The sequence below is a fragment of the Candidatus Uabimicrobium helgolandensis genome, from assembly GCF_041508025.1.
Lineage (GTDB): Bacteria > Planctomycetota > Uabimicrobiia > Uabimicrobiales > Uabimicrobiaceae > Uabimicrobium > Uabimicrobium helgolandensis.
The window spans coordinates 6,330,451-6,352,219 of record NZ_CP165719.1; the positions used below are offsets into that span (position 1 = coordinate 6,330,451).

Sequence of the window (21,769 nt, forward strand, 5' to 3'; positions counted from 1 at the left end):
AATAAGTTACTTTTACACCTTATGGTTTTCTTACTATTTTAGATGAAAACTTCCTAATTTGTAAAACAAGGACAATATGGTTTAAAATCTAAATATCTACAAGGAGATTTATAATGGAAAGTTGTAATCAGAAAATGCTATTTATTGTTCTTTTTCTCTCTTTTTTAGTTAGTATTTTCGCTGAATCTCCTCGTCAGCTAAAAGAGGATGCTATTACAACCTTATCAAATATTTCAACAACTGACCCAGTTGTTCAAAAGGTAATAGATACAACACGTATCTCTATTCAGAAAAGCTTGACATTTAAAGCGCAATCTCTCTTTATCGATGGTTTTAGAATATCGGCTAAAGATGGTCCAAAAGTTTTTTCAAATAGCAAAAGGGCGGTTACTACGCTAGTAAAATCTATCGCCAAAGATAGTACTCCACAAGAAATCAAAGATACTTTCCAACAAATAGTAGATTCTTTAGTTTTATCGGACAAACAGATAGCAGATCTTTCGCTACAAACAGCACAGGCAATGATAGGAGTATTCGAGGTGAACGCAAACCTGTTTGGTCGTGCGGTAGAAAAATTTACAAGCGGAGAACAGGAAACTAACGTAGCAAAAGCAATAGCTTTTTTTGGCCAATCGTGGAGGTTTTCACAGAAAGCAGTGTTTAGCAAGCTCAAAAATATAGCAATTACTGACTTTAACGACTCTCCAAACCCATTTGATCCAACAAACGAACAAAGTATACTCGATGCAACGGTTCGTATAGAAAAACTTGCTCCCAAACAATTTCTTGATTTTACTCAAGTAATCAAAGACTCTTCGAATAACATTGTTCGTACAATAGTGACAAAAAACCAGGTCGTTAGTCGTTCAGTTGATGTCCAAGTTCGGAGTATTTGGGATGGGCGTAACGATGGAGGAAACTTAGTAGCACTTGGAAACTACTCTTACATAGCATACGCACAATTGTTTACCCTCCGCAATGGATTACCTACAATCAAGGAACTTTCCTTTCCCATTTCAGGGAACATTACCGTTGTTGAATCTGGTCCAAACATTGTGTCAATTAATCCTACGCAAGGAAGTTCATCAGGCGGTACAGTTGTCACTATTAACGGTGATAATTTTGAAAATGGCGCCACTATTTTTTTTGGCGCTAACCAAGCAAGCAATGTTCTTGTAAATTCTAATCAAATCACTTGTACCACACCTCCTGAAACTTTAAAGCGTGGAACTGTCAATGTTTCTGTCACAAACCCCGATAACAAAAGCGATACTTTGAATGATGCCTTTACCTATTTTTCTGACGTTACAATTTTTGTTTGCCCAGGTTTAGGTGGTAATATGCTTACGTTTAATCAAAAAGACACGGGCAATGTTGCTCCAATAAGAGAACTTGATGGAGGTTTGAACGATGCTGATGGTATTTTTTTTAGTAACGGGGAAATTTTTATTGGCGACGGGGCAGAAATATTTGTATTTAATGAAGACGACGAAGGAATTGCAGCACCAAAAAGAACAATATCAGGGAATAACACTGGCTTAGAGAATGCTGGAGGACTCTATGTAGCAAACGGCGAAATATTTATAGCAGACCAAGAAGACGAGGTAATCTTTGTATTCAACGAGGATGACAATGGCAATGTTACTCCGAAAAGAACTATTATTGGCGGAAACACTACTCTGAAAAATCCGGTAAATCTTGTTGTAAGTGAAGGGGAAATATTCGTAGCAAATACAACTATAGGATCAATAGTTGTATTTAACGAAGATGATAACGGAAATGTTGCACCAAAGAGAATCTTACAAGGAAGTAATACACAGTTTACTTTACCAAATGGTATTTTTGTAACTGAAAATGAGATGTTTGTTGTTGAAGATAGCGGAAGTATACATGTTTTTGACAAAGATAATGAAGGAAATGTTACACCAAAAAGGTCTATAATTGGTAGTAAGACAACTCTTAGTAAGCCTTTTGGAATATTCGTTGTTGGTGGAGAAGTTTTCGTTATAGATATAGGAAGTAATGCAATTGTCATATTCAACGAAAATGATAATGGAAATATTACTCCTAAAAGAATTATTAGTGGCGAAAATACCAATCTCAATGTACATGTGGACATAGCATTGAAAGTCACGAAAGAAAAACTATTGTGGACAGATCGAACAAATAAAATCTTTGAGAGAGACCTTATCTCTGGTGAGACTATCGAACTTATTAACAGCGGGTTAAACTTTCCTAGTGATGTGGACTTGGATCTTTCTGCGGGAAAAATGTACTGGGCGAACAGATTGGATCAAAAAATTCAGCGATCCGATTTAAATGGTTCAAACATAGAAGATTTGGTAATTGGTACCGAAGTGAGTGGCTTAGCTCTTGATGTTGCCAATGGAAAAATGTATTGGACGGCTATTCTTTTGAATAAAATTCAAAGATCAAACCTCGATGGAAGTAATCAGGAAGATCTAGTAACGATTTCAGAGTCTAGTGCACCAGAATATATCGCTTTAGATTTAACAGAAAACAAAATGTATTGGAGCGATGATGGCCAAAAAGATATTAAACGTGCTAATCTTGATGGCTCTAATGTTGAAACGGTCATATCAGGATTACCATTCCCCTTAGGAATCGCTATAGATTCTGTTGGGAAAAAGATATATTGGAGTGATGAGAGTACAGACAATATCCAACGAGCCAATCTCGATGGATCTAATATTGAACAAATTGTTACTGCTGGAAACCCTCAAGACATTACTCTTGACTTAAAAAATGGCAAGCTATACTGGGGAGATTCCGGGAGTGGAGGTTTAAACAAAATTCAGCGAGCTAATTTAGATGGTAGTGGTGTTGAAGATTTCATTACTAATGTTCAACCCAGAGGTCTGGTATTGACAACATCGCCTAATATTAATATATCGCAACTAAAAAACAATATGGCAATTAATGTAAATAGAACTTCGTTTGGTGTAGTCATCAAGTGGAAGGATTCAAATAACAGCGATACGATCGGGTTTAACGTTTGGCGTGAAGAAAAGAACGGCTATATTCAGATAAACAAAATGTTAATCCTCTCTAACAAAACTAATCCTAAAGAGAATTATTCTTATATAGACTATAGTCACCAAGGACTAAATTACAAAATAGAAAGAGTAACTTTTTTAGAAAAAAGTTACAAAAGCCAACCTATACCTGTAAAAAAATAAAGCTTGAGGAAACAACATCGTCTTTAGATAGAAGCACAAAAGTGGAGTATCTTTCAACGATACCAAATTTAAAGTTAAAGAAATCTATTCCAAATAGAATAGCCTAGTCTAAAATCTAAATATCTACAAGGAGATTATAATGAAACGTTGTAATCATAAAATGCTATTTCTTGTTCTTTTTTTCTCTTTTTTAATTAGTATTTTTGCTGAATCTCCTCGTCAATTAAAAGAGAATGCTCTTACAACTTTAACAAACATTTTTACCACCGATCCGGTTGTTCAAAAGGTAATAGATACAACACGTATCTCTATTCAGAAAAGCTTGACATGAGTGTCAGGCTCAACAAACAAAGAGAAGCAATAAGGAGTAAGCTATTTCTTATTAGTGACTTACCGCAAACAAGGATGGTGGCTGTAGTGTGTTTTGTCAAACGAACTTATAGAATAATATAGTTAAATAAAGTTATTTTATAAAGGAAAACAAATGCGCCCAGTGAGAATATCAATGATCAATGGTTTATTTCATATAACAACAAGATGTAATAATAAAAACTTCTATTTTAAAGAAGATGAGGACTTCATAGAATATTTAAAGGTAATAGAAAAAGCCCGCGAAAAATACTCTTTTAAGCTACACGCTTACTGCATAACCAGCAACCACACCCATTTGTTAATATCAACTCCAGTAGAAGACAATCTGTCAAAGATAATGCAATATATCAATGGTGAGTACGCAAAGAACTACAACCGTAGACACAAGCGTACAGGGCATTTTTGGGGCGGAAGGTTTTATTCAACAATTATTGACTCGGAGACTCAGCTACTTAATTGTATATTTTACATTGAACTTAACATGACGAGGAACAAAGTTACAAAGCATCCAAAAGAGTGGAAATGGAGCAGCTATAGTCAACATGCAACAGGTAAAGGCCTTATCAATATTGACTATCACGAAATTTATATGAACCTTGGTAAGACTATAAAGCAAAGGCAGGAAAAGTATGTTGCAATGATGAAAGAAAGAATGAGAGAAAGAGGTTTACTGGTCAAACAACCACAAATTACTTATGGTTTGGTTTTTGGCTCAGAGTCTTTTATAAAAGAAATTATCAGTAAGTATACATCTCATAAATACTACCAGAAACGTAAAAGCTACACTTTGGATCACAGTACATCTTGTTTAAGGAAATTTAAAACCTAAATTTTGACTCATTCACTAGCCTCTATTTTTTCTATAGTAATAGTCTACAAGGAAAATCTGTTTCCATTTCTCAAGTGAGAAAAACGCTTCACATTTATCTATCTAAATTGCAATTTTTTTCGCGCTAATAATTTTTTGTTTTGCATCATTTTTTATTACCACTATAACATTTGTCTTATCTTGGATGATTATTACGTTTTAAGTTATTATGAGTCTGGCATTGAATTAGACTACCTACCAATTAAAGAACCCTTATTTTCCTCCATTTATTCTTGATACTCTAGAAAATTTTTTGCAACTAATATTGTTTCTTCTGTAATTTCTGGATGTTGTACTGACAATCGGAGAAAATTAAGCCATTTTTCTCGTTGTTTTTTTTCTAGATTACTATTTAGTATCCTATTAACCATCCAGCAAGTATGTGCTGTTGGCTTTCTTTTTAGAGAATTTTGCAATTCTTCTTGGTAGAATTCTATAGATTCTAAAAAATGCACAAGTGGTCCTGGAGATCCTAAGTCAGCATCTGGATATTTTTCGAAATAGTTAAATATAGGTACAACAACTTTCTCTTTTTGTTTTTCATTCTCAATCTCTTCTATCATATCGTATAAAAAAGATATGTTGGGACTCAAATGTGAAAGATTTTCTATAAAATATTGCAATTTTTTACTCATATTGTTTGTTTCCTTTTAGAACGTCATCATTTAATGCGTGAGATAACAGACGTCTCGAAAATATCATTGTCTTACGTTTAATACTACGAACAGTATCGCGTGCAAAAGAAAAGTTATACTAGACGAGAACTTGTCGACGAAATTGAAAAACAGTTAGAACTTAAAATGAGTTAATGGCATTCGGGTCAGACTCGTGCCAGGCTGTGGCTAGCACTACAGCCACCATCTTTATTTGCAGTAAGTCACTAATGAAAATCGACTTACTGCTTTTTTTTCTCTTTATTTGTTGAGTCTGACACCGATATTTACAAAAGTTACGATATTTACAAAAGTTAGGATGAACCACTTTTTTACTAGCGAAGCTACCCGTCAAGGGTTAACTGACCGCCGTATGTTACTCCATTAGTTTATACTCACCAACAGTTCGAATATAAAGAATAGCTCCAGACTTCGTTCCTATAGCATGCGTAAAATTACCTATTGAACCAAAATAACTACCAGGCATTAAGTCATTATGTGTGTAGCTCTTATGGTTGACTTGTCCCTTTATTACCACGGCTCTAAATGTTGGTGAATTTACCAAGACCTTTCCATTAAAACCCTTTGGTAACCAGAGAAATGTGCCATTTGACTTATCCTTTGATATACCGCCCCACAAATAGGCAATTTTTGGCGAAGTATCAGAAATTTTAAACCCATCAGGTGCGAGCCAAACAATATTTGAAGGATCTACATTTACTGGTCGCTCACCACTATCAAATTTATCTTCTTCGTGGAGAACTAAATATGGACCCATGTCTATTTCTACTAAGGCAATGTTGCTATCTCCTTTTGCAGCGGTTATATGAACTTCACCTTTGGGTTGTGTCCAAAATGAACCTAATGGCATCCACATTTTTTTGGCAGAAGGATCATCGTTATGAATTAAACCTTCGATAACCACTGCGCGATACGTTACATTATGAATATGTGGAGGTGACGAAAACCCATCAGCAAATTTCGCAAGAAAGCCTGTTGGTTCTTCGCCCTTTCGGTTGCCCCAAAGAGTCCCTGCTTGTGGACTTTTATCACCTCTTGCAGAGTTTAATTTCTCCCAGTTAACTTTTTCGATTGGGACGACTGTAAATGAAGAATTCGGTTTTTCCTCCGCCATTGAACTTGTACAACCAATGCTCATTAAGCATAAAACTAAAAGATTTTTAAAAATATTCATGCATCTCTCCAAGTAACTTGGTTTGTTGATGTCTAATTACCACTATGTTGAACCCATCTGTAGATAATTGTGTGATCGACTTTAATTCCTCGTTCTTCAAGCATCTCTCCCGGTTCACGATAACTTATACCATAGTACAGTCCATAATACTATCTCTTCTTGGAAGTGACGCCATTTGAAATTGCTCATTATTTGCTTCATTCATTTTTTTATTATTTACAGATCTTTGAATTATACAAAAAAGCTCAAAATGATTGAGAACTTATTTTTTTCAACAGCGCCCTAAGTTTTCGTAAACGAATTCCACGAAAAAATTAATGTATTCATAAACCAAAGGGTGAATTTTTAGAAGCCCTCAAGCACGTTCTTACCAATGACACGGGTACTCTCTTGTTGTGTATGTGCAATTTTAAGAAGAGTTTCGGCGTTAATTTTTTCAAGGTTGTTAGTCATTGTGGAAATCAGTATGCCATTATCAATGAGCTCCGACACTCGATTCAATCGAGAAATCAAACTGAACTTTTGTGTAAAACTTCAGCAAAAATCCGGTTGCCCTTCAACTGTGCCAGAAGTCATCATTGATAAATTGTTACATCATCTCTTTGTCATAAATAATAGTAATTCCAAATCGAAGTATGCCACTTTCATTCCTGAGACAGAAATGGTGGTTTGTGTCTCAAAAGTTAAAAGTTCAATATATCCACATAAAGTGAAAAGGACCCTTTTCGTTTTATGTTTGTGTAAGTTCATAGTGTTTTTATTTAATAATATGATTCCGATGAAATTTTAAGTATATGGTGTAAACTCTTAATTATGGCGACTTGACAATATTATAAAAAGCATAGTATTCGGTGGTAACAATGAAAAATAAAAAATTGTGTTATTTGTGCGAACAAGAATCTGACCTTGTGAAAAGTCACTTGATCCCGAAGTTTGTTTTTAAAAAAATGATTTCAGAAGGAGGTTTGCTTAGATCTGCTACTACTCCAAATTTTAGAATGCAAGATGGTTTAAAAAAAGAGTTACTCTGTGATAATTGCGAGTTACTTTTTTCACAACGCGAAAGAGTTTTTTCAGAAACAATATTTAAGCAGGTGTTGGATCAAGGTAAAGGATCTTTTGTTTATGATTCAAATTTTTACTATTTTGCTGTATCGATTCTATGGAGGGTTTTGGTTCATCATTTGGATAATCGCTCAAATAAAAAATTTGATGAATTACTCAACGGGGCTAATCAGGAATGGAAAAAGTATCTTTTAAACCCCGAAGATGGACTTGCAGATTTTGGTGAGATACACCTCTTAATATCGGATGTGGTTGAAAGCTCTGAAGATGTACCACAGTTGAATAGATATCTTATCCATGCCTCTGATGGGACTATTGTATCTGGTTCTGAAGATTGCTTAGTTTATGTGAAATTTTTTCAATTTTTATTATTTGCTTGGATTACTCCTAGAGATATTTCTGTGTGGGAGAATACAAAGATTGAGTTAGGTGGTGGTGAATTTTGTGGTGAACAAAAAGTAGAACAGTGTATCAGTGACTTTGTTATTTCGAGAGCTCGACAAGTTAGCGAATCATTTAAAAATTTAAACGAAAAACAACAAAGTAAAATCGATGATTTTATTGAGATGAACTCAAATAGAATTGTGAATAGCAATTTGGGAAAAGCAATATCAGCAGATTTTTCAACAAATAAAAAACGTTAATTGTTACATTACTTTTGCTTGCGACTTATAAAAATTTTTAATGGTTTGAAAGAAGCCAAAAACTATGGTTTGTGTCGTAAATATCGGTCATAAGAAAATTAAATTTTGCAAAAAAACTGCAAGACTTACTTAGGGCGTGTCGACATTTATCTTTCTAGCAAATTCGGTAATTTGGGGCACTAGCTTCGTTGTTTTTTCTTGGAGAGAACTCCCCATTATTCATTATCTGTTCTATGCAAAATAATGGGGATAGCAGATATAAGCGTTATTAACTTTTTTGTATGAGTTAATTAATGAGTCAAACAATTTTCGGAAAAGGATCTTTGTGTTTAATATCATCAATAGAATATTGATAACGATGTACTAAAAAATGTTCTATTGCCTTAAAGTCAGGTATCTTTTGTCTTATTTCTAAATTCCAAGACTGAAGAGTTGTAATCAGATTTTGCGCTTTTTGTATATCAACTCTTTCTTTACTAAATAAAGACAGAGGGGGGAAAAGAGATTCTGCTGTTTCACCCTGGGTAAATTCGTTCATTTTTTCAAATACAAAACAATCAGGTGTACCTGGATATTTTTGTTCCAAGCGCCAATAAAGAATAATGCTACCTAAACAATTTTGAATTTGCCAATCCAGCATCCCTTCTTGTCTCATTTCTTTTACCAATTCAAGAATTTTTTGTTGTTCATTTAACCATTTCAAGCTGTAAGGAAAAATAGACCTGACCCCATCATATCTTGTTTGTTTCCTTTTAGGACGTCATCATTTAATGCGTGAGATAACAGACGTCTCGAAAATATCATTGTCTTACGTTTAATACTACGAACAGTATCGCGTGCAAAAGAAAAGTTATACTAGACGAGAACTTGTGGACGAAATTGAAAAACAGTTAGAACTTAAAATGAGTTAATGGCATTCGGGTCAGACTCGTGCCAGGCTGTGGCTAGCACTACAGCCACCATCTTCAGGCTGTGGCTAGCACTACAGCCACCATCTTTATTTGCAGTAAGTCGCTAATAAAAATCGACTTACTGCTTTTTTTCTCTTTATTTGTTGAGTCTGACACCGATATTTACACTTCGTATTTATCTACTTAAATTGCAATTTTTTTCGCGCTAGTAATTTTTAGTTTCGCATAATCTTATATTATCGTTACAACATTTGTCTTATCTTGGAAGATCATTACGCTTTAAGCTATTATGAGTCTGGCATGAATGTCATGAGGTTTCTATGAATTCCCAAAAGTATTTTATACTTATTATATATTATTTATTTGTTTTTATTCGATCAGAAAACTGTAGAGATTATATTATTAAAAATTTAAAAAAAGACTATCAATCAAGAAATAAAGTTTTGGAAAAGATTCGTTGCAATGAAATCGTTTGCAAAGACGATAATTTTCTTATTTTTCATTTAATTAAAATCTTACAACTTGATGAGCCTCTTAATCACCAAAAAATATATTCTATTTTACAGAAAAAGAAATATCATCGATTGTCTTGGTTTCAAAGTATAATAAAAGTAATTAAAAACTCATCAACCACTTTTGATGTAAAAAAAAATTTAATGACATGTCTTTATACAAGTATTACAAATTTTGAATTTATTTGTTCTAGTTTTTTAGAGTTTCTTGATCATGTGGAATATGAATTGAAACTGCATACATTAGAAATTCTAAGATATATTTTACTAAAGAATAAAGATGTAAATTTAAACCTTTCAAAAAAAATATGTCAACGGATGTATTCCGTTATTGTTAGTAATGTTGCAAAAGAGTTAAAGTACTACTCGCTATCATGCTTAGTTGCAACATCACAATGGGAGAATATATATATCTCTAAGTTAATCAGCATGTCACAACAAGACAAAGACTTTTTACATTACATCCTTATTATAGTTTGTGAAGCTAAAACAGAGATACAAGATAGTCTAATCTATTTTGATAAAGCTTGTTTTGATAGCAATTCAGATTTTGTATTAGAAAGCTTAGATGTTATTTTTTATTTGAAATTAAAAAATAAAAATATTGATTTATTCCCGATCTTGGAAAAACTTCTTCGACATAAAAATAAAAATATCCAAACAAAAGCTCTACAAAACTTAGTAAAACACTATATACACAGTGAAAAGATACTAAAAATTCTTAATAGAACGCAAAATATCAAAACTTTGAGAGAAGAAACAATAAAAATTACCGCTGCATCGCATTTTCCCCTTGATTACAAACAACTTTTTATCGATTTGTTTATTGATGCTTTAGAATCGAGCGAAACAGATGTTCAAAGTTACGGGTTATATGGCCTTGGAAATATTAGATATCCAATAAGAAAAATGGTAACAAAAATTCTTATGTTTACGCATCGTAACCCTGATAAAAAAAGTCTCAAATTAGCGTTAATAGCTCTTTATGGAATTGAAAGAAACGCCAATGACTTAGATATACAAATATATGTAAATCAAGTAATACAAAAAATTGAAGAATAATTGAATATTGGTGATAGATTCAATAGAAGGTATTTAACTATATTACTCTATAAGTTCGTTTGACAAAACGCACTACATCTACCATCTTTATTTGCAGTAAGTCACTAATTAAAATCGACTTACTACTTTTTCTTCTCTTTATTTGTTGAGTCTGACACCGATATTTACACCGATATTTAACAGTAAGTCACTAATGAAAATCGACTTACTGCTTTTTCTTCTCTTTATTTGTTGAGTCTGACACCGATATTTAGAACACCGATATTTAGAGAGGTAGAAAAGGAGGAAGGCCACGTAAAATGACCTCTACAACTTTGCAAATGGCAATGGTGGCAATGTCTGATCCAAAATCTAATGCTTCCGAAGTTGCTAAGCGTTTAGGAATTACAACTACAACTCTTTATGCATATGTGAATGGAGATGGTACATTAAAAGCTCCTGGTGAAAAAATTTTGAAAAAAAATGAAATTGAGGTTACAAAATAAGCATGAATGTTATTGTTCAAATTCAGTTAGACAAAAAGCCTAACAAAAAAGTTTATGAAGATATGTTACGAGCTACAAAGAATTTGACGAATGTGAAAAATAGTGCAAAAGCATATAACAATCCCGATAATTCAAAAATTGTTTTAGTTGAATTTACAATGAAAAAATCTGCTCAGTACAAAGTGGTAGATCAAATTGCCTAAGAATTTGAATTTTGCCTTTGTAATCAACTTTACGATGATCTTACGATCTCATTTCCTCAAGAGGAAAAAAAACATCCATTTCCAAAAGTATGAAAGAAGAAATTACAAAAATTTATAGATAAATTCAATAAAGAGCAGATTCAAAAACAAATCTCTTTTATACCTTACAGTCATAAATACAAAGGAAAATATTTGTTTTTTCTTTTTATCGCTCTAATTTTACCACTTCTGTATCACTTGCAAAATTTCAGCTAATATTTAAAGGAGAAGAAATGTTAAGCGAAGAGAAACTAATAAATTTAATCAAAAAAACTAAGGAAGAAAATAAAACAGAGCTTTTTTTTATGATTAAAGAACTTTACAAGATTCCTCCTGAGCTAGGTATCTTAACCAACTTGTCTCGTTTACTCCTCAGAAGCAACCAAATCATTTCTAAGGGTATTCCTCAGGAAATAGGTAATCTAATTAAATTACAAGAGTTAGATCTATCATTTAATCGGTTGTCTTATATCCCCAAAGAAATATTTAAATTACGTAATCTTTCTTCCCTTAGTCTCGGCAATAATAGTATTGAAAAAGCTTCCAAGGGTATAGGAGAATTACATAAACTCCAAAAATTAGAATTGGGATCTAATAGAATAACAAGCCTTCCAGAGGAAATTGGTCAATTGCGAAATCTTTCTCTGTTAAAAATTGGTGGTAATCAACTCACTTGTTTGCCCAAAGGAATAGGGAATATGGCAATGCTACGGGAGCTATATCTAGCAGAAAACAGGATAACCAAATTACCAGAGGAAATAGGAAACCTAAAAAATTTAGAAAAAATCAGTGCTTTTAAAAATAAAATCAATTTTTTACCTCGCGAAATAGGTTGCTTAAGCAAACTTTCTGAATTGTCTATTGGTGAAAATAATATTTTATCTTTGCCTACGGAAATTGGCAATTTACAGCAACTTGTTGAATTACATTTGTATAGTAACTTTATAGAATTTTTTCCTTTTCAAATAGGAAATTTAAGAAAGCTCCGTAGGCTAAATGCATGGGGTAATAAAATTCAGTTTCTTCCCAAAGAAATAGGCAATCTCGTCAGCTTAAAAGAAATGTATCTAAATAAAAATAAAATAACTTCTATCCCGCCTGAAATAGGAAATCTAAACAATTTACGGGAATTATACCTTCCTGAAAATGAGCTGACTTCTATTCCCCCTGAAATAGGAAACTTAAAAAGCCTACAAACACTATCTTTTACCGACAATAAGTTGACTTCTGTGCCTCTTGAAATAGGAAAATTAAGCAATTTGCAAGGATTATATCTTGTTAATAATAATTTGACTTACTTGCCTTTAGAGATAAAGAATTTACAAAATCTTAGTGTTTTATCGTTACATCAAAATTCTCTTCAAACTCTTCCCAAATTTTTAACATCATTAAAAAATTTAAGAGAGTTGAATATAGATTTTTGTCTTTTGCGTGAGTTTTTAGAAGACTACTTGGATGCTATGCCACAACTAGAGAAAGTGGGAATTTACAAAGGAGATATCCGTTTTGATATTTCCGAAAATCTTAAAGAAGATAAAGAAAGTATAATCGCCATGTTTGATTCTATAAAAGATTTTATGTTTGTGAAATCCCAAAGAAATAAAGATGATAAGAATGTTTATACTGTCCAAAGACAGGACAAAATTTTTACTATAGAAATTTTTCATAGAAACTCAAAAAATGAGAAATTGTGCGACACTTACACACAAATACGTCATCCTAGTGTAGTTCAATGTTTTACGCAATGTAAACTCAATAATTCACTGTATGTTGTTTTCGAACCTCAGAAAATGAGTTTACAAGAGGTAGTAGATAAATCTTCTTTCAGTAAAAAAATGGCTTTGCGAATAATTAAAAATCTCGCATCCGTCTCAGAATATCTCTACACAAAATACAACATCTTACATAGTTTAAATCTGAAAGAAATATTTATCTGCTCAAAAAGAATAAAGTTGAAACTTCTCAATAAGACTTCTCAGACTCAATTAGTTGATATGCTATATTATGTTCCAAATCACTTAGAAAAAGATAATCCCGATCAATATAAAAATAATATATATCTTTTAGGCGTTTTTTTGTATTACTTCTTATGTGGCTCTAAACCTTACTCTGAACACAATATAATCGAAATTTTAGATAAAATCGAAAATTCAACTATACAACCTAGGCCCATACCTGGAATTTCAAAACAAACTCAGTATGTTCTAAATCGTGCAATGGCAAACAACCCCACCGATAGATTTCATTCTTTCGTAGAGATGAAGAAAGCTATAAAATTAGCTTTAGACAAGGAGTTTAGTAATAAGCCAGTATGAGTGTTGAAGACATAAGAACCAAAGATTTTCCGATGTGTATGCTGGAATTGGCACAGTCCCGAAAGGTTCACAGGGAACGAACAGAATATGAATTTAAAACTACATGTACTTGAAAAGAATTATGTAAAACCCATCACAAAATCACAGAAAATTATTATACAGCACTTCCCAGTTCGATAATGAATATTTTTAATGAAAGTGTTGAATGCATAGCAAATCGGCCTATAACACATACATCATAATTCCTATAGAGCAGACGTCGTCACTTACGAGGGGTTGGGCCAACAACCCGAAATAGGTAACTTGTCTGCCGCATCTAAAAAGCTGTGTATGCCTGGCACCGAAAATAATCTAGTTTTTACTATGGAAGGACTTTCACCTTCTAGGTAATTACAGCTTGCTGGACGCTCTCTGTCACCATTTTGAACCGTTTTCTTTTGGATACTGATGCATACTTTTGTATTGTAAGCATTTGGCATAACAGTTAATTATCTATTTTATTCATGAACCGTTTCATCACCGTTTTTGAGTCTGTTACCGTTTTTATTTCGAATACATTCTAAGATGTAGTATTGTTTAATTTCAAAACTCAGAATACGAAAATCATCTATTAAAAACTTATATCGCAATCCGGTAGCCATGATTTTATTAGTATCTTCTCTTCTTTATCTATTCTATTTGTGCGTAGATTTAAATAAGATAAACTTTTTAATTTTCCAATTTCACAGGGTAGAGTTCTTAGTTGATTATAAGACAAGTTTAACCGAAAAAGATTCTTTAATTCGCAAATTTCATAGGGTATTTCAAATATGCGATTTAGTTTTAAATCCAAATTTTGTAAATTTTCAAGTTGAGTAATTTCCAAAGGTAAATATCCCATGCTACAGTTAGATAAGTCTAAATATTCAAGATTCTCTAAATTTTTAATATTCCGTAACTCTTGCACACTGCTGTTAATTCCATCACTACAACAAAGTTTTAATTTTAATGATGTCATTCCGACAATAGAAAATAAACTATCAGGTATTTTCCACAAACTATTGTGAGAAAGATCTACAAAACACTCCTTAGAAAATGTGCAATTAGAAAAGCTGCAGTTTGTAATTCTTTCAAATTGTATATCAGATCGAAAACTACAATTAAAAAACCGTGAGTTTTCTATATCATACCACTTATCTTCTTCTAAATAAAAAGCACAACATTTATATGTGGTATTACTTTCTATCTCTATCAAGGATAGTTGTTCTACGATTTTCATTACTGTAAAATTACTCCTTAAAATTGAGAGAGACCAAAAAATTATACCAGACCAAAAATCGTGTCAGGGTCTGGCGTTTATTTAAATTTATTTCTTTTAAACCATCTGAAACTGATTTTGTAAAATGTACCTGTCTTATCGTTATACCTTCTTTCGTTAGAGTAAAAAATTACGTTATCTAATAACTAGAATGTATATCTTCTTTTCGTTTAATCGAGGTGGGAAAGGTGGCAAGAAAAGTATACCATGATGGCAAAAGATGTACTATAATGATTACTCATTTCACAAGGAAGAATAGTTCGGAGATACTTTCAAAACGGTGTAATCCGAGCATTTATCTAAACTTCAGCAAATCATGCCCGAATACATTCAGGACCTAGTGGAAGTTAACTACCACAGAGATAAAACCTCCCTGTATAAAACTTGTGTCACTCTCGAAAAAAGCAAAAAGCAACACAAGCGTTTACCTCAACGAATATCTTCTTCTATCCAGCTACGCCTCAAACTAGTTTTTTTCAATCTATGTCATAAACAACCGTTGTCATTTGGTCTTGGAGGTTGCGAATAGCGGTGCTTTTTCCTTTGTAGTTATTTATCATAATCGAAAAGGCATACTTGTCGCCGGTTTTGCTATGAATATATCCTGAAAGGGCATTGACTCGGGTTAGAGAACCGCTTTTGGCGAAAATGGAGCCTGCGGCGTTATTTTTTTGCCATCTATTTTTGAGAGTTCCGTCTTTGCCGCTAATGGCTAATGAGTCTAGGAATACTTTTGCATGAGGGCTACTGTGCATGTATTTGAGTACTTGGATGATTTGATGCGGTGCGATCATATTGTGACGTGACAGACCAGATCCGTCGGCGATAAAAATATCTCCGGCAGGTATTCCTCGTTTTTCTAAAAACTCTTTCTCTACCTCAACTACCTTGCTACTTGTACCTGCGATTTCTAAACCTATTGTTTTCCATATGGTTTCAGCATATAAATTACTGCTTTGTTTGTTAATGACTTTAATTATATCACTTAGTGGTGGAGATTTGTGGGTGAGGAGGTGATTTTTATTTGTGTAGTCGATCGATTGCGATATTTTATAACTATCACACCCAATACCATGTTGTTGGAAAACTTGTACGATGTTGGCTAGAAAAAAATCGGCAGGGTTGGATACAGGCGTCGAGGAAAGTCTAGGGACTGTTTGTAGAGGCATTTGTCCGCTAATCTTTAGTCCATTGAAGGTGTAATCTCTTGTGTATTTCAAGGAACGAGAAGAGTTTTTGGCGGTTGTGATTACGTGATTATTAATTTTTAAGTAACCTGGTATAGGTTTTTGGGTAATAATCGCGGGTTGTGCTAATTTTAGTGCGGGAGAGATCGTTAAATCAACGCAATTGTCATTAAACGATAAAGCGCTTGTTCTTGCGCCGTAATAGTAAGTAAGATCATCTTTTTCCCAGCCGTGGCCTATTTCTGCATTGCCTAGAGCTGTTATATCTCCAATAACTTGGCCTTCAATTTTTCGAATTCCCATTTTGGTAAGTTTATTTGCCCACGAATCAAAAACTTGCGTGGTACTATCGTAGTGACGTTCGTTTATTGTCGGGTCACCACAACCAAGAATGAACAGATTTCCTTGTAAAATTCCGTTGTCAATTTTTCCATCAGTGTATAACTTTGTTTTGTATTGGTAATTAGCTCCCAATAATGATAATGCACATGCTGTCGTCACTATTTTTAAATTGCTGGCAGGGAGAAATAGTTTATGTGAATTTTGACTGTAAACAACTTCTCCTGTTTTTATATTTTCGATGTGTACTCCAACGTGCGCGGAAGCAATTTCTGGATCACTTAACAATGTTTGGATTTCATTTTGAGCTGACTTAGAAATTTGGCAATATATAGAAGAAGCGCAAAGAGTTGCGAATAAAGCAGCAACAAACAAGTGATTTCGCATTTTTTTTTATCCTATCAACAAGATTTAAAATTTAATTCAAGATTTACCTGTATTGTAAACAGATTATACATTAAGCATTGTAAAAATTTACAGTCTGGGGATGGAATATAGTATTATTTCACAGGAGAATATCAATGGCCAAAAAAAAATGCACCTTTGAGAATAAGTCCGAAGTAATGACAACTTTACAGAGAACTAAAAAAAAAGAAACGCGCTTGGAATTATTGCGAAAAAAGAGTCTATTTAAAAGAGATTTTACATCTTTGGCTATAATACTGGTTATTATTGTACTATCCTTAACTTTTTATGTTAACAAAGGGAAAGGTGGTGATGGAAAACTCAATTTTTTCTTCGTTTCTATCATGGTTTCTGTGTTTTTATTAATAATTTTTTCTTTGAAAGGAAAAAGTGAACAAAAACGCGAAGCTGTACTTCGAAAATTGTCTAATGGATTAGGTTGCTTTGCCGCTTTAGGCAGTCTAATTATATTGTTCACATGGAGTATATTGTTACATTGATTTTTGCCCTGTTCGTGTCAGTTCTGTCGCTATTTTATACCAGATTGTAAATCATAGATTTGAGAAAGTAAGCGATAAGATTCCAAACGATCTTTAAATTCAGGGGTAATAGTTATAATGGTCAGTTCATTTAGACATAACTTTTTAGTCAGTTCTTCTAACTTAGTTTTTACTTGTTGTGGTGAACCAACACATATAGAAGCTCGTCTATGTTGAAGAAACATTAATTCCTGCGGTTGGAAAACAGCATTTTGCGCTTCTTGGTTTTTGGGAAAAGGGCCACGTTTACCGCGTAAAAATGTTCGAACGCCCCATAATTCAGCACTTTTTGCTAAATCTTTTGCTTTTTCTTCGCTATCAGCGCATAACGCAAAGACAGCAAGATTAACATATGGTGCATCAAGATAACGCGAAGGCGTAAAGTGCTGATGATATATTTGCAATGCTTCCATACAATGGGTATCATTGATAAATGCTGCAAAGGAGTAAGAAAGCCCATGTTTTGCTGCAAACCTAGCACTATCAGGGCTAGTTCCTAGAATCCAAAATTCAGGTTTGGATTCTATAGAGGGCATAGCTTTCACATTATTTTGGCGAGATGATATCATCGATTTTTCTATTAGGGAAATAAGCTCTAGCATTTTGTCAAAAGGATCTCTACGGAATATTCCTGATTCCAGTGCCTCAATAGTAGCTTGATCTGCACCACTTGCTCTTCCTAGTCCTAAATCAATACGCTGTGGAAATAAGTTTTCCAACATATTAAACTGCTCAGCAATTTTAAAAGGACTGTAATGACCGATCATTACTCCACCAGAACCAACTCGTATACGAGATGTTACTGAGGCTAAGGAGGGAATCATAATTTCGGGAACTGGCGAAGCAAAAGAAGAAGTATTATGATGCTCAGATACCCAAAAACGATAGTAGCCTAGCTTGTCAGCTTGCTTTGCGAGTTCTAAGGTGTTGTCTATTGCTTGTTTGCAACTTTCTCCTTCTGTGATAGGAGTCTGATCTAATATGCTTATTTTCAACTTTTTTCCTTTCAAAAAAGAAATTTAAACTAAGGTGTGTTACCGCATTGTGGACTTGGTCGTGTTCTTTTTTCGAAAAGAAGATGCCATAAATCTATAGGTTAAAGTATCATTTCAATTGAAAAGTGTAATATGGAGAAATAATGAGATATCTTTTTTTATTTACATCAGTTATGGTTGTTTTTTTTAACATAAATAAAAAATATACTTGCGATGAATGTGTGCTTTGTCTTTCAACAAAAAGCACAGAACAGTGGTCTATCGACACACTTACAGGTTATGTTGCTATTTCGCCTCTTGTAACTCATTCTTTTTTTTTGCGCGCTTTTAATGACTATTTAAAAGAGAAACATACTCACCAATGGTTTCCCAAAAGCCGTTCGAGCCACTATCTTTTAGGAGCTAGTGGATGCAGTAATTTTCCGATAAAGGCAAACGATGTACTTCGAATGTATGAAAGAACAACAGAATTTCGCGACTTTGTAAAAAAACAATTACAGCAGAAAAAACTGACAAAAACGCAGATATGTAGTGTTTTGGTTATGCGAAATTCTCTTTGTCAACAACAGTTAATTACTGACTTTTGGAATTCCATAGAATAAAGAAACAAGTATGGTAAAGGTCTACTCCTCTTTTTTAAAATTCTTTAACAAAGAAGTAAATACTTCACTGGTAAACTGAGGCCTTGGTAAGTACTAGAAACAAAAGATTTAGAGTTTGCTAAAGCAGCTTCAAATGTTCGAGGACACAAATGAACATCTTGGCAAACAGAGATATCATAAGAAATAATATAGCGACTATGGCAATCGATAATTACCATAAGATAAATCCACCCAGCCTTTGTTTTTGATTTTTGCGTGAGTCAAGTTGACGCACCAAGCCTTGTCAGGAAAATCAATATAATATCATAATATCAGTACCAAGCCAATAGTAGAAAACCGTACTTTTTCTTTTCTAAGAAAAGATGAAGAGTAAATTTTTTAAAAAAAAGGCATATCTTTATGAAAAAGCCATAACTTCAAGGCAAAACAAAAATTTGGGCTTGGAACGCTTTTCGTCATAATTCCAATTTTGACATTAACCGTTTCAATCCCCAAGGAATCTGATCTTTATATTTCAATGCTTTGACCTTGTTCTTTAACAATTTAATATTTGCTGAGTTTTGACTTACTACCATGAGAGAAATATATATAAATTTATAAAAGAAAATTTTTTTTGATAGCTGAACAAGCCGAAAATATTTTGAGCGTTTGTTCTTTCTTCTTATTTTATTCGCGTAATTCTTCTTTGTTAATAGGTAGCTGACGAATACGTTTTCCTGTTGCCGCAAAGATAGCGTTTACAACTGCAGGTGCAAGAGGTGGAACCGAAACTTCGCCAACGCCTCCCATTTTTTCGACACTAGGAACAATATGAGTTGCAATTTTTGGCATTTCATCTATGCGCAATACTTGATAGTCATAAAAATTACTTTGTTTAACCTTCCCATTTTTCAGAGTAATTTTGCCATATAGAACGGCAGTTAAAGCGTATGCAATACCACTTTCCATTTGCGCTTCTACAGTATTAGGATTAATAACAGGACCGCAATCAACAGCACAAACTACATTGTGAACTTTTACATGACCATCTTTAGAAACAGATACTTCGGCTACTTGAGCGACAACACTTCCAAAACTGAAGTGTATGGCTAAACCACGTCCGTATCTTTCTGGTAGTGGTTTATTCCAGTGGGATTTGCTAACAGCTAATTCAAGTACCCTTTTGTATCGCGGGTGACTTGCAAGAAGTTCACGTCTAAATTCATATGGATCTTTTTCTGCTACTTCGGCTAATTCATCGAGGAAACATTCGACTACAAATGCGTTGTGAGATCCACCAACAGAACGCCACCACAACACAGGAACACTATTTTTCGGACTATGTAAATCAACGTAAATATTAGGTATTGCATAAGGGATATTTTCTGCTCCTTCTACAGAGGTGACATCAACACCGTTATGAACCATAAACGGCTCAAGACTAGTTCCTGCTGCAATAGATTGTCCGACAATTGTGTGTTTCCAAGTAATTGGATTTTTCTTTTTATCTAATCCGCCTGCAATTTTATGATAGTACATTGGACGATACCATCCGCCTTTGATATCGTCTTCTCGTGTCCAAACTAACTTGACAGGTGCTTTTATCGCTTTTGATACTTGTATAGTTTCACTTACAAAATGGCTATCAATAGTCGCACGACGGCCGAATCCACCTCCTAATAGAGTTGTATGAATACGAACTTTTTCTGCAGGCAATCCTGTAATTGCGACAGCTGTTGCGTGCTCCGCCGTTTGTTTTTGAGTTCCTGTCCAAATATCACAGCCATCTTTGCGAACATCTGCTACACAATTAAGAGGTTCCATTGGAGCATGGGCAAGGTAAGGTACTTCGTATACCGATTCTAATTTTATAGCAGCTTTATCCATTGCACCAGCAGCATTCCCTTTGTTTTTAGCAATAAATCCTGGAATATCGGCTAAAGCAGCATACTTTTCACGTTGTTTTTGTGTATCTAAATCAGCTCCAACTCCGTCATCCCATGTAACTTCAAGAACTTTTACTCCGCGTTTCGCTGTCCAGAAATTATCTGCAACAACTGCAACACCAGAGGAAACTTGCACGACAAACTTCACTCCTGATATAGCTTTTACTTTATCGGAGAAAAAACTTTTCACCTTGCCTCCGAATACAGGAGAACGCTTTATTACGGCTGTCAGCATTCCAGGAACTTGTACATCAATACCGAAAATAGCTTTTCCATTTGTTTTGTCTGGGGTATCAAGCCGAGGAATAGGTTTACCTATAATTTTGAAATCTTTCGGATTTTTTAGTGTGACTTTTCCTGGGTTTGATATTTTAGACGCTTCTACTGCTAGTTCACCATAAGTTAATTGGCGTTTTGTAGCATCGTGAAATACAACACTCTTTTGTGCACGGCAACTTTCTACAGACACTTTCCAAGTTTTAGCTGCCGCAATAATTAACATTGTTCGTGCTGTAGCTCCAACAAGGCGCAATCTTTCCCATTCCGAACAAACACTAGTGCTACCACCAGTCATTTGTGCACCAAATGATGTATGAGCATACACAAGATCTGCTGGTGCTGATTCAACTTTTACTTTATTCCAATCGCACTCTAGTTCTTCAGCAACCATCATCGGTAGTGAAGTGTAAACGCCTTGTCCCATTTCTGAATGATTGGCAACAATAGTAATTGATTCATCTTCACCTATTTGTAAAAAAGCATTAGTTGTGCGAGTGTTGCTCGACTTGTCGGCTGCTTCAACTTGCTTTCCCCCCTGCAAGTGAAATCCGATAACCAAACCACCTAAAGCTGTAGCGCTAGCTTTGAGAAAAGAACGCCGAGTTAATCCACGTTTTATATATCTCACTAATTTCTCTCCTTTTGATTTTTCACAATTATTGTAGCTTGTATATTGC

Annotated in this window: 17 protein-coding genes and 2 pseudogenes; 10 read left to right on the forward strand and 9 right to left on the reverse strand. The window is 34.0% G+C overall.

Going from position 1 to position 21,769, the window contains the following annotated elements; translation table 11 throughout:
- The first annotated feature begins 113 nt into the window (after positions 1–113).
- The 3 genes from UABHE_RS23595 (at position 114) to UABHE_RS23605 (ending at position 4,401) form a co-directional block, all read left to right on the forward strand.
- Entirely contained in the window at positions 114–3,200 is a 3,087-nt protein-coding gene (locus UABHE_RS23595; protein ID WP_372365751.1) for an IPT/TIG domain-containing protein, read from the forward strand.
- Between the two features lie 139 nt (positions 3,201–3,339).
- Positions 3,340–3,531: a hypothetical protein gene (locus UABHE_RS23600; protein ID WP_372365753.1), complete on the forward strand. Its 192-nt coding sequence runs from the start codon at positions 3,340–3,342 to the stop codon at positions 3,529–3,531.
- Between the two features lie 153 nt (positions 3,532–3,684).
- Positions 3,685–4,401: a transposase gene (locus UABHE_RS23605; RefSeq protein ID WP_372365754.1), complete on the forward strand. Its 717-nt coding sequence runs from the start codon at positions 3,685–3,687 to the stop codon at positions 4,399–4,401.
- A 266-nt stretch (positions 4,402–4,667) separates the two neighbouring features.
- Here the strand turns inward: UABHE_RS23605 and UABHE_RS23610 are convergent, their stop codons facing one another.
- From UABHE_RS23610 to UABHE_RS23620, 3 genes and pseudogenes are all read right to left on the reverse strand, one after another.
- Positions 4,668–5,075 (reverse strand): hypothetical protein, encoded by a 408-nt coding sequence (locus UABHE_RS23610; RefSeq protein ID WP_372365755.1) that lies wholly within the window; start codon positions 5,073–5,075, stop codon positions 4,668–4,670.
- A gap of 394 nt (positions 5,076–5,469) precedes the next feature.
- Positions 5,470–6,288 carry a DUF4437 domain-containing protein gene (locus tag UABHE_RS23615; RefSeq protein ID WP_372365756.1) on the reverse strand — a complete coding sequence of 273 codons (819 nt, stop codon included), beginning with the start codon at positions 6,286–6,288 and terminating at the stop codon, positions 5,470–5,472.
- A 47-nt stretch (positions 6,289–6,335) separates the two neighbouring features.
- Positions 6,336–6,477 (reverse strand): annotated as a pseudogene (locus UABHE_RS23620) (IS6 family transposase); the annotation flags it as partial.
- A gap of 671 nt (positions 6,478–7,148) precedes the next feature.
- On the opposite strand from UABHE_RS23620, the gene UABHE_RS23625 reads away from it, so the two are divergent.
- A complete protein-coding gene (locus UABHE_RS23625) occupies positions 7,149–7,997 on the forward strand; it encodes a hypothetical protein (RefSeq protein ID WP_372365757.1) in 849 nt (282 codons plus the stop codon).
- A 298-nt stretch (positions 7,998–8,295) separates the two neighbouring features.
- Here UABHE_RS23625 and UABHE_RS23630 read toward each other — a convergent pair whose 3' ends face one another.
- The gene (locus UABHE_RS23630) at positions 8,296–8,652 is read right to left on the reverse strand and encodes a hypothetical protein (RefSeq protein WP_372365758.1); all 357 of its coding nucleotides are present in this window, start codon (positions 8,650–8,652) and stop codon (positions 8,296–8,298) included.
- A 576-nt stretch (positions 8,653–9,228) separates the two neighbouring features.
- Here UABHE_RS23630 and UABHE_RS23635 point away from each other — a divergent pair.
- The 4 genes and pseudogenes from UABHE_RS23635 (at position 9,229) to UABHE_RS23650 (ending at position 13,524) form a co-directional block, all read left to right on the forward strand.
- Positions 9,229–10,482: a hypothetical protein gene (locus UABHE_RS23635; RefSeq protein WP_372365759.1), complete on the forward strand. Its 1,254-nt coding sequence runs from the start codon at positions 9,229–9,231 to the stop codon at positions 10,480–10,482.
- Positions 10,483–10,751: 269 nt separating this feature from the next.
- Positions 10,752–10,967 (forward strand): annotated as a pseudogene (locus UABHE_RS23640) (helix-turn-helix domain-containing protein); the annotation flags it as partial.
- A 2-nt stretch (positions 10,968–10,969) separates the two neighbouring features.
- Complete coding sequence (locus tag UABHE_RS23645; RefSeq protein WP_372365760.1) at positions 10,970–11,170, forward strand: hypothetical protein; 201 nt, start codon at positions 10,970–10,972, stop codon at positions 11,168–11,170.
- A gap of 272 nt (positions 11,171–11,442) precedes the next feature.
- On the forward strand, positions 11,443–13,524 hold the full coding sequence (locus tag UABHE_RS23650; RefSeq protein WP_372365761.1) for a leucine-rich repeat-containing protein kinase family protein: 2,082 nt from the start codon (positions 11,443–11,445) through the stop codon (positions 13,522–13,524).
- A gap of 610 nt (positions 13,525–14,134) precedes the next feature.
- Here the strand turns inward: UABHE_RS23650 and UABHE_RS23655 are convergent.
- Positions 14,135–14,782 carry a leucine-rich repeat domain-containing protein gene (locus UABHE_RS23655; protein WP_372365762.1) on the reverse strand — a complete coding sequence of 216 codons (648 nt, stop codon included), beginning with the start codon at positions 14,780–14,782 and terminating at the stop codon, positions 14,135–14,137.
- Between the two features lie 515 nt (positions 14,783–15,297).
- A complete protein-coding gene (gene dacB, locus UABHE_RS23660) occupies positions 15,298–16,734 on the reverse strand; it encodes a D-alanyl-D-alanine carboxypeptidase/D-alanyl-D-alanine-endopeptidase (protein WP_372365763.1) in 1,437 nt (478 codons plus the stop codon).
- A 134-nt stretch (positions 16,735–16,868) separates the two neighbouring features.
- Here dacB and UABHE_RS23665 point away from each other — a divergent pair, with 134 nt between their 5' ends.
- Positions 16,869–17,252 (forward strand): hypothetical protein, encoded by a 384-nt coding sequence (locus tag UABHE_RS23665; RefSeq protein ID WP_372365764.1) that lies wholly within the window; start codon positions 16,869–16,871, stop codon positions 17,250–17,252.
- Positions 17,253–17,281: 29 nt separating this feature from the next.
- On the opposite strand, the gene UABHE_RS23670 is transcribed toward UABHE_RS23665, so the two are convergent.
- Positions 17,282–18,286: an LLM class flavin-dependent oxidoreductase gene (locus UABHE_RS23670; RefSeq protein ID WP_372365766.1), complete on the reverse strand. Its 1,005-nt coding sequence runs from the start codon at positions 18,284–18,286 to the stop codon at positions 17,282–17,284.
- 143 nt (positions 18,287–18,429) lie between these two features.
- Between UABHE_RS23670 and UABHE_RS23675 the strand changes: the two genes are divergently transcribed.
- Positions 18,430–18,888, forward strand: a complete 459-nt coding sequence (locus tag UABHE_RS23675; protein ID WP_372365767.1) for a hypothetical protein — start codon at positions 18,430–18,432, stop codon at positions 18,886–18,888.
- A gap of 44 nt (positions 18,889–18,932) precedes the next feature.
- Here the strand turns inward: UABHE_RS23675 and UABHE_RS23680 are convergent, their stop codons facing one another.
- Both UABHE_RS23680 and UABHE_RS23685 read right to left on the reverse strand, forming a co-directional pair.
- Positions 18,933–19,106, reverse strand: coding sequence for a hypothetical protein (locus UABHE_RS23680; protein WP_372365768.1), 174 nt, complete (start codon positions 19,104–19,106; stop codon positions 18,933–18,935).
- A 448-nt stretch (positions 19,107–19,554) separates the two neighbouring features.
- Positions 19,555–21,720, reverse strand: coding sequence for a molybdopterin cofactor-binding domain-containing protein (locus tag UABHE_RS23685; RefSeq protein ID WP_372365769.1), 2,166 nt, complete (start codon positions 21,718–21,720; stop codon positions 19,555–19,557).
- Positions 21,721–21,769 lie beyond the last annotated feature (49 nt).

Bases quoted from the DNA above. Each gene is read 5' to 3' on its own strand.
- UABHE_RS23610 (WP_372365755.1), bottom strand. From the start codon at position 5,075: ATGAGTAAAAAATTGCAATATTTTATAGAAAATCTTTCACATTTGAGT.
- UABHE_RS23650 (WP_372365761.1), top strand. From the start codon at position 11,443: ATGTTAAGCGAAGAGAAACTAATAAATTTAATCAAAAAAACTAAGGAA.
- UABHE_RS23625 (WP_372365757.1), top strand. From the start codon at position 7,149: ATGAAAAATAAAAAATTGTGTTATTTGTGCGAACAAGAATCTGACCTT.
- UABHE_RS23615 (WP_372365756.1), bottom strand. From the start codon at position 6,288: ATGAATATTTTTAAAAATCTTTTAGTTTTATGCTTAATGAGCATTGGT.
- UABHE_RS23680 (WP_372365768.1), bottom strand. From the start codon at position 19,106: ATGGTAATTATCGATTGCCATAGTCGCTATATTATTTCTTATGATATC.
- UABHE_RS23645 (WP_372365760.1), top strand. From the start codon at position 10,970: ATGAATGTTATTGTTCAAATTCAGTTAGACAAAAAGCCTAACAAAAAA.
- UABHE_RS23675 (WP_372365767.1), top strand. From the start codon at position 18,430: ATGAGATATCTTTTTTTATTTACATCAGTTATGGTTGTTTTTTTTAAC.
- UABHE_RS23630 (WP_372365758.1), bottom strand. From the start codon at position 8,652: ATGAGACAAGAAGGGATGCTGGATTGGCAAATTCAAAATTGTTTAGGT.
- UABHE_RS23600 (WP_372365753.1), top strand. From the start codon at position 3,340: ATGAAACGTTGTAATCATAAAATGCTATTTCTTGTTCTTTTTTTCTCT.
- UABHE_RS23665 (WP_372365764.1), top strand. From the start codon at position 16,869: ATGGCCAAAAAAAAATGCACCTTTGAGAATAAGTCCGAAGTAATGACA.
- dacB (WP_372365763.1), bottom strand. From the start codon at position 16,734: ATGCGAAATCACTTGTTTGTTGCTGCTTTATTCGCAACTCTTTGCGCT.
- UABHE_RS23655 (WP_372365762.1), bottom strand. From the start codon at position 14,782: ATGAAAATCGTAGAACAACTATCCTTGATAGAGATAGAAAGTAATACC.
- UABHE_RS23595 (WP_372365751.1), top strand. From the start codon at position 114: ATGGAAAGTTGTAATCAGAAAATGCTATTTATTGTTCTTTTTCTCTCT.
- UABHE_RS23605 (WP_372365754.1), top strand. From the start codon at position 3,685: ATGCGCCCAGTGAGAATATCAATGATCAATGGTTTATTTCATATAACA.
- UABHE_RS23635 (WP_372365759.1), top strand. From the start codon at position 9,229: ATGAATTCCCAAAAGTATTTTATACTTATTATATATTATTTATTTGTT.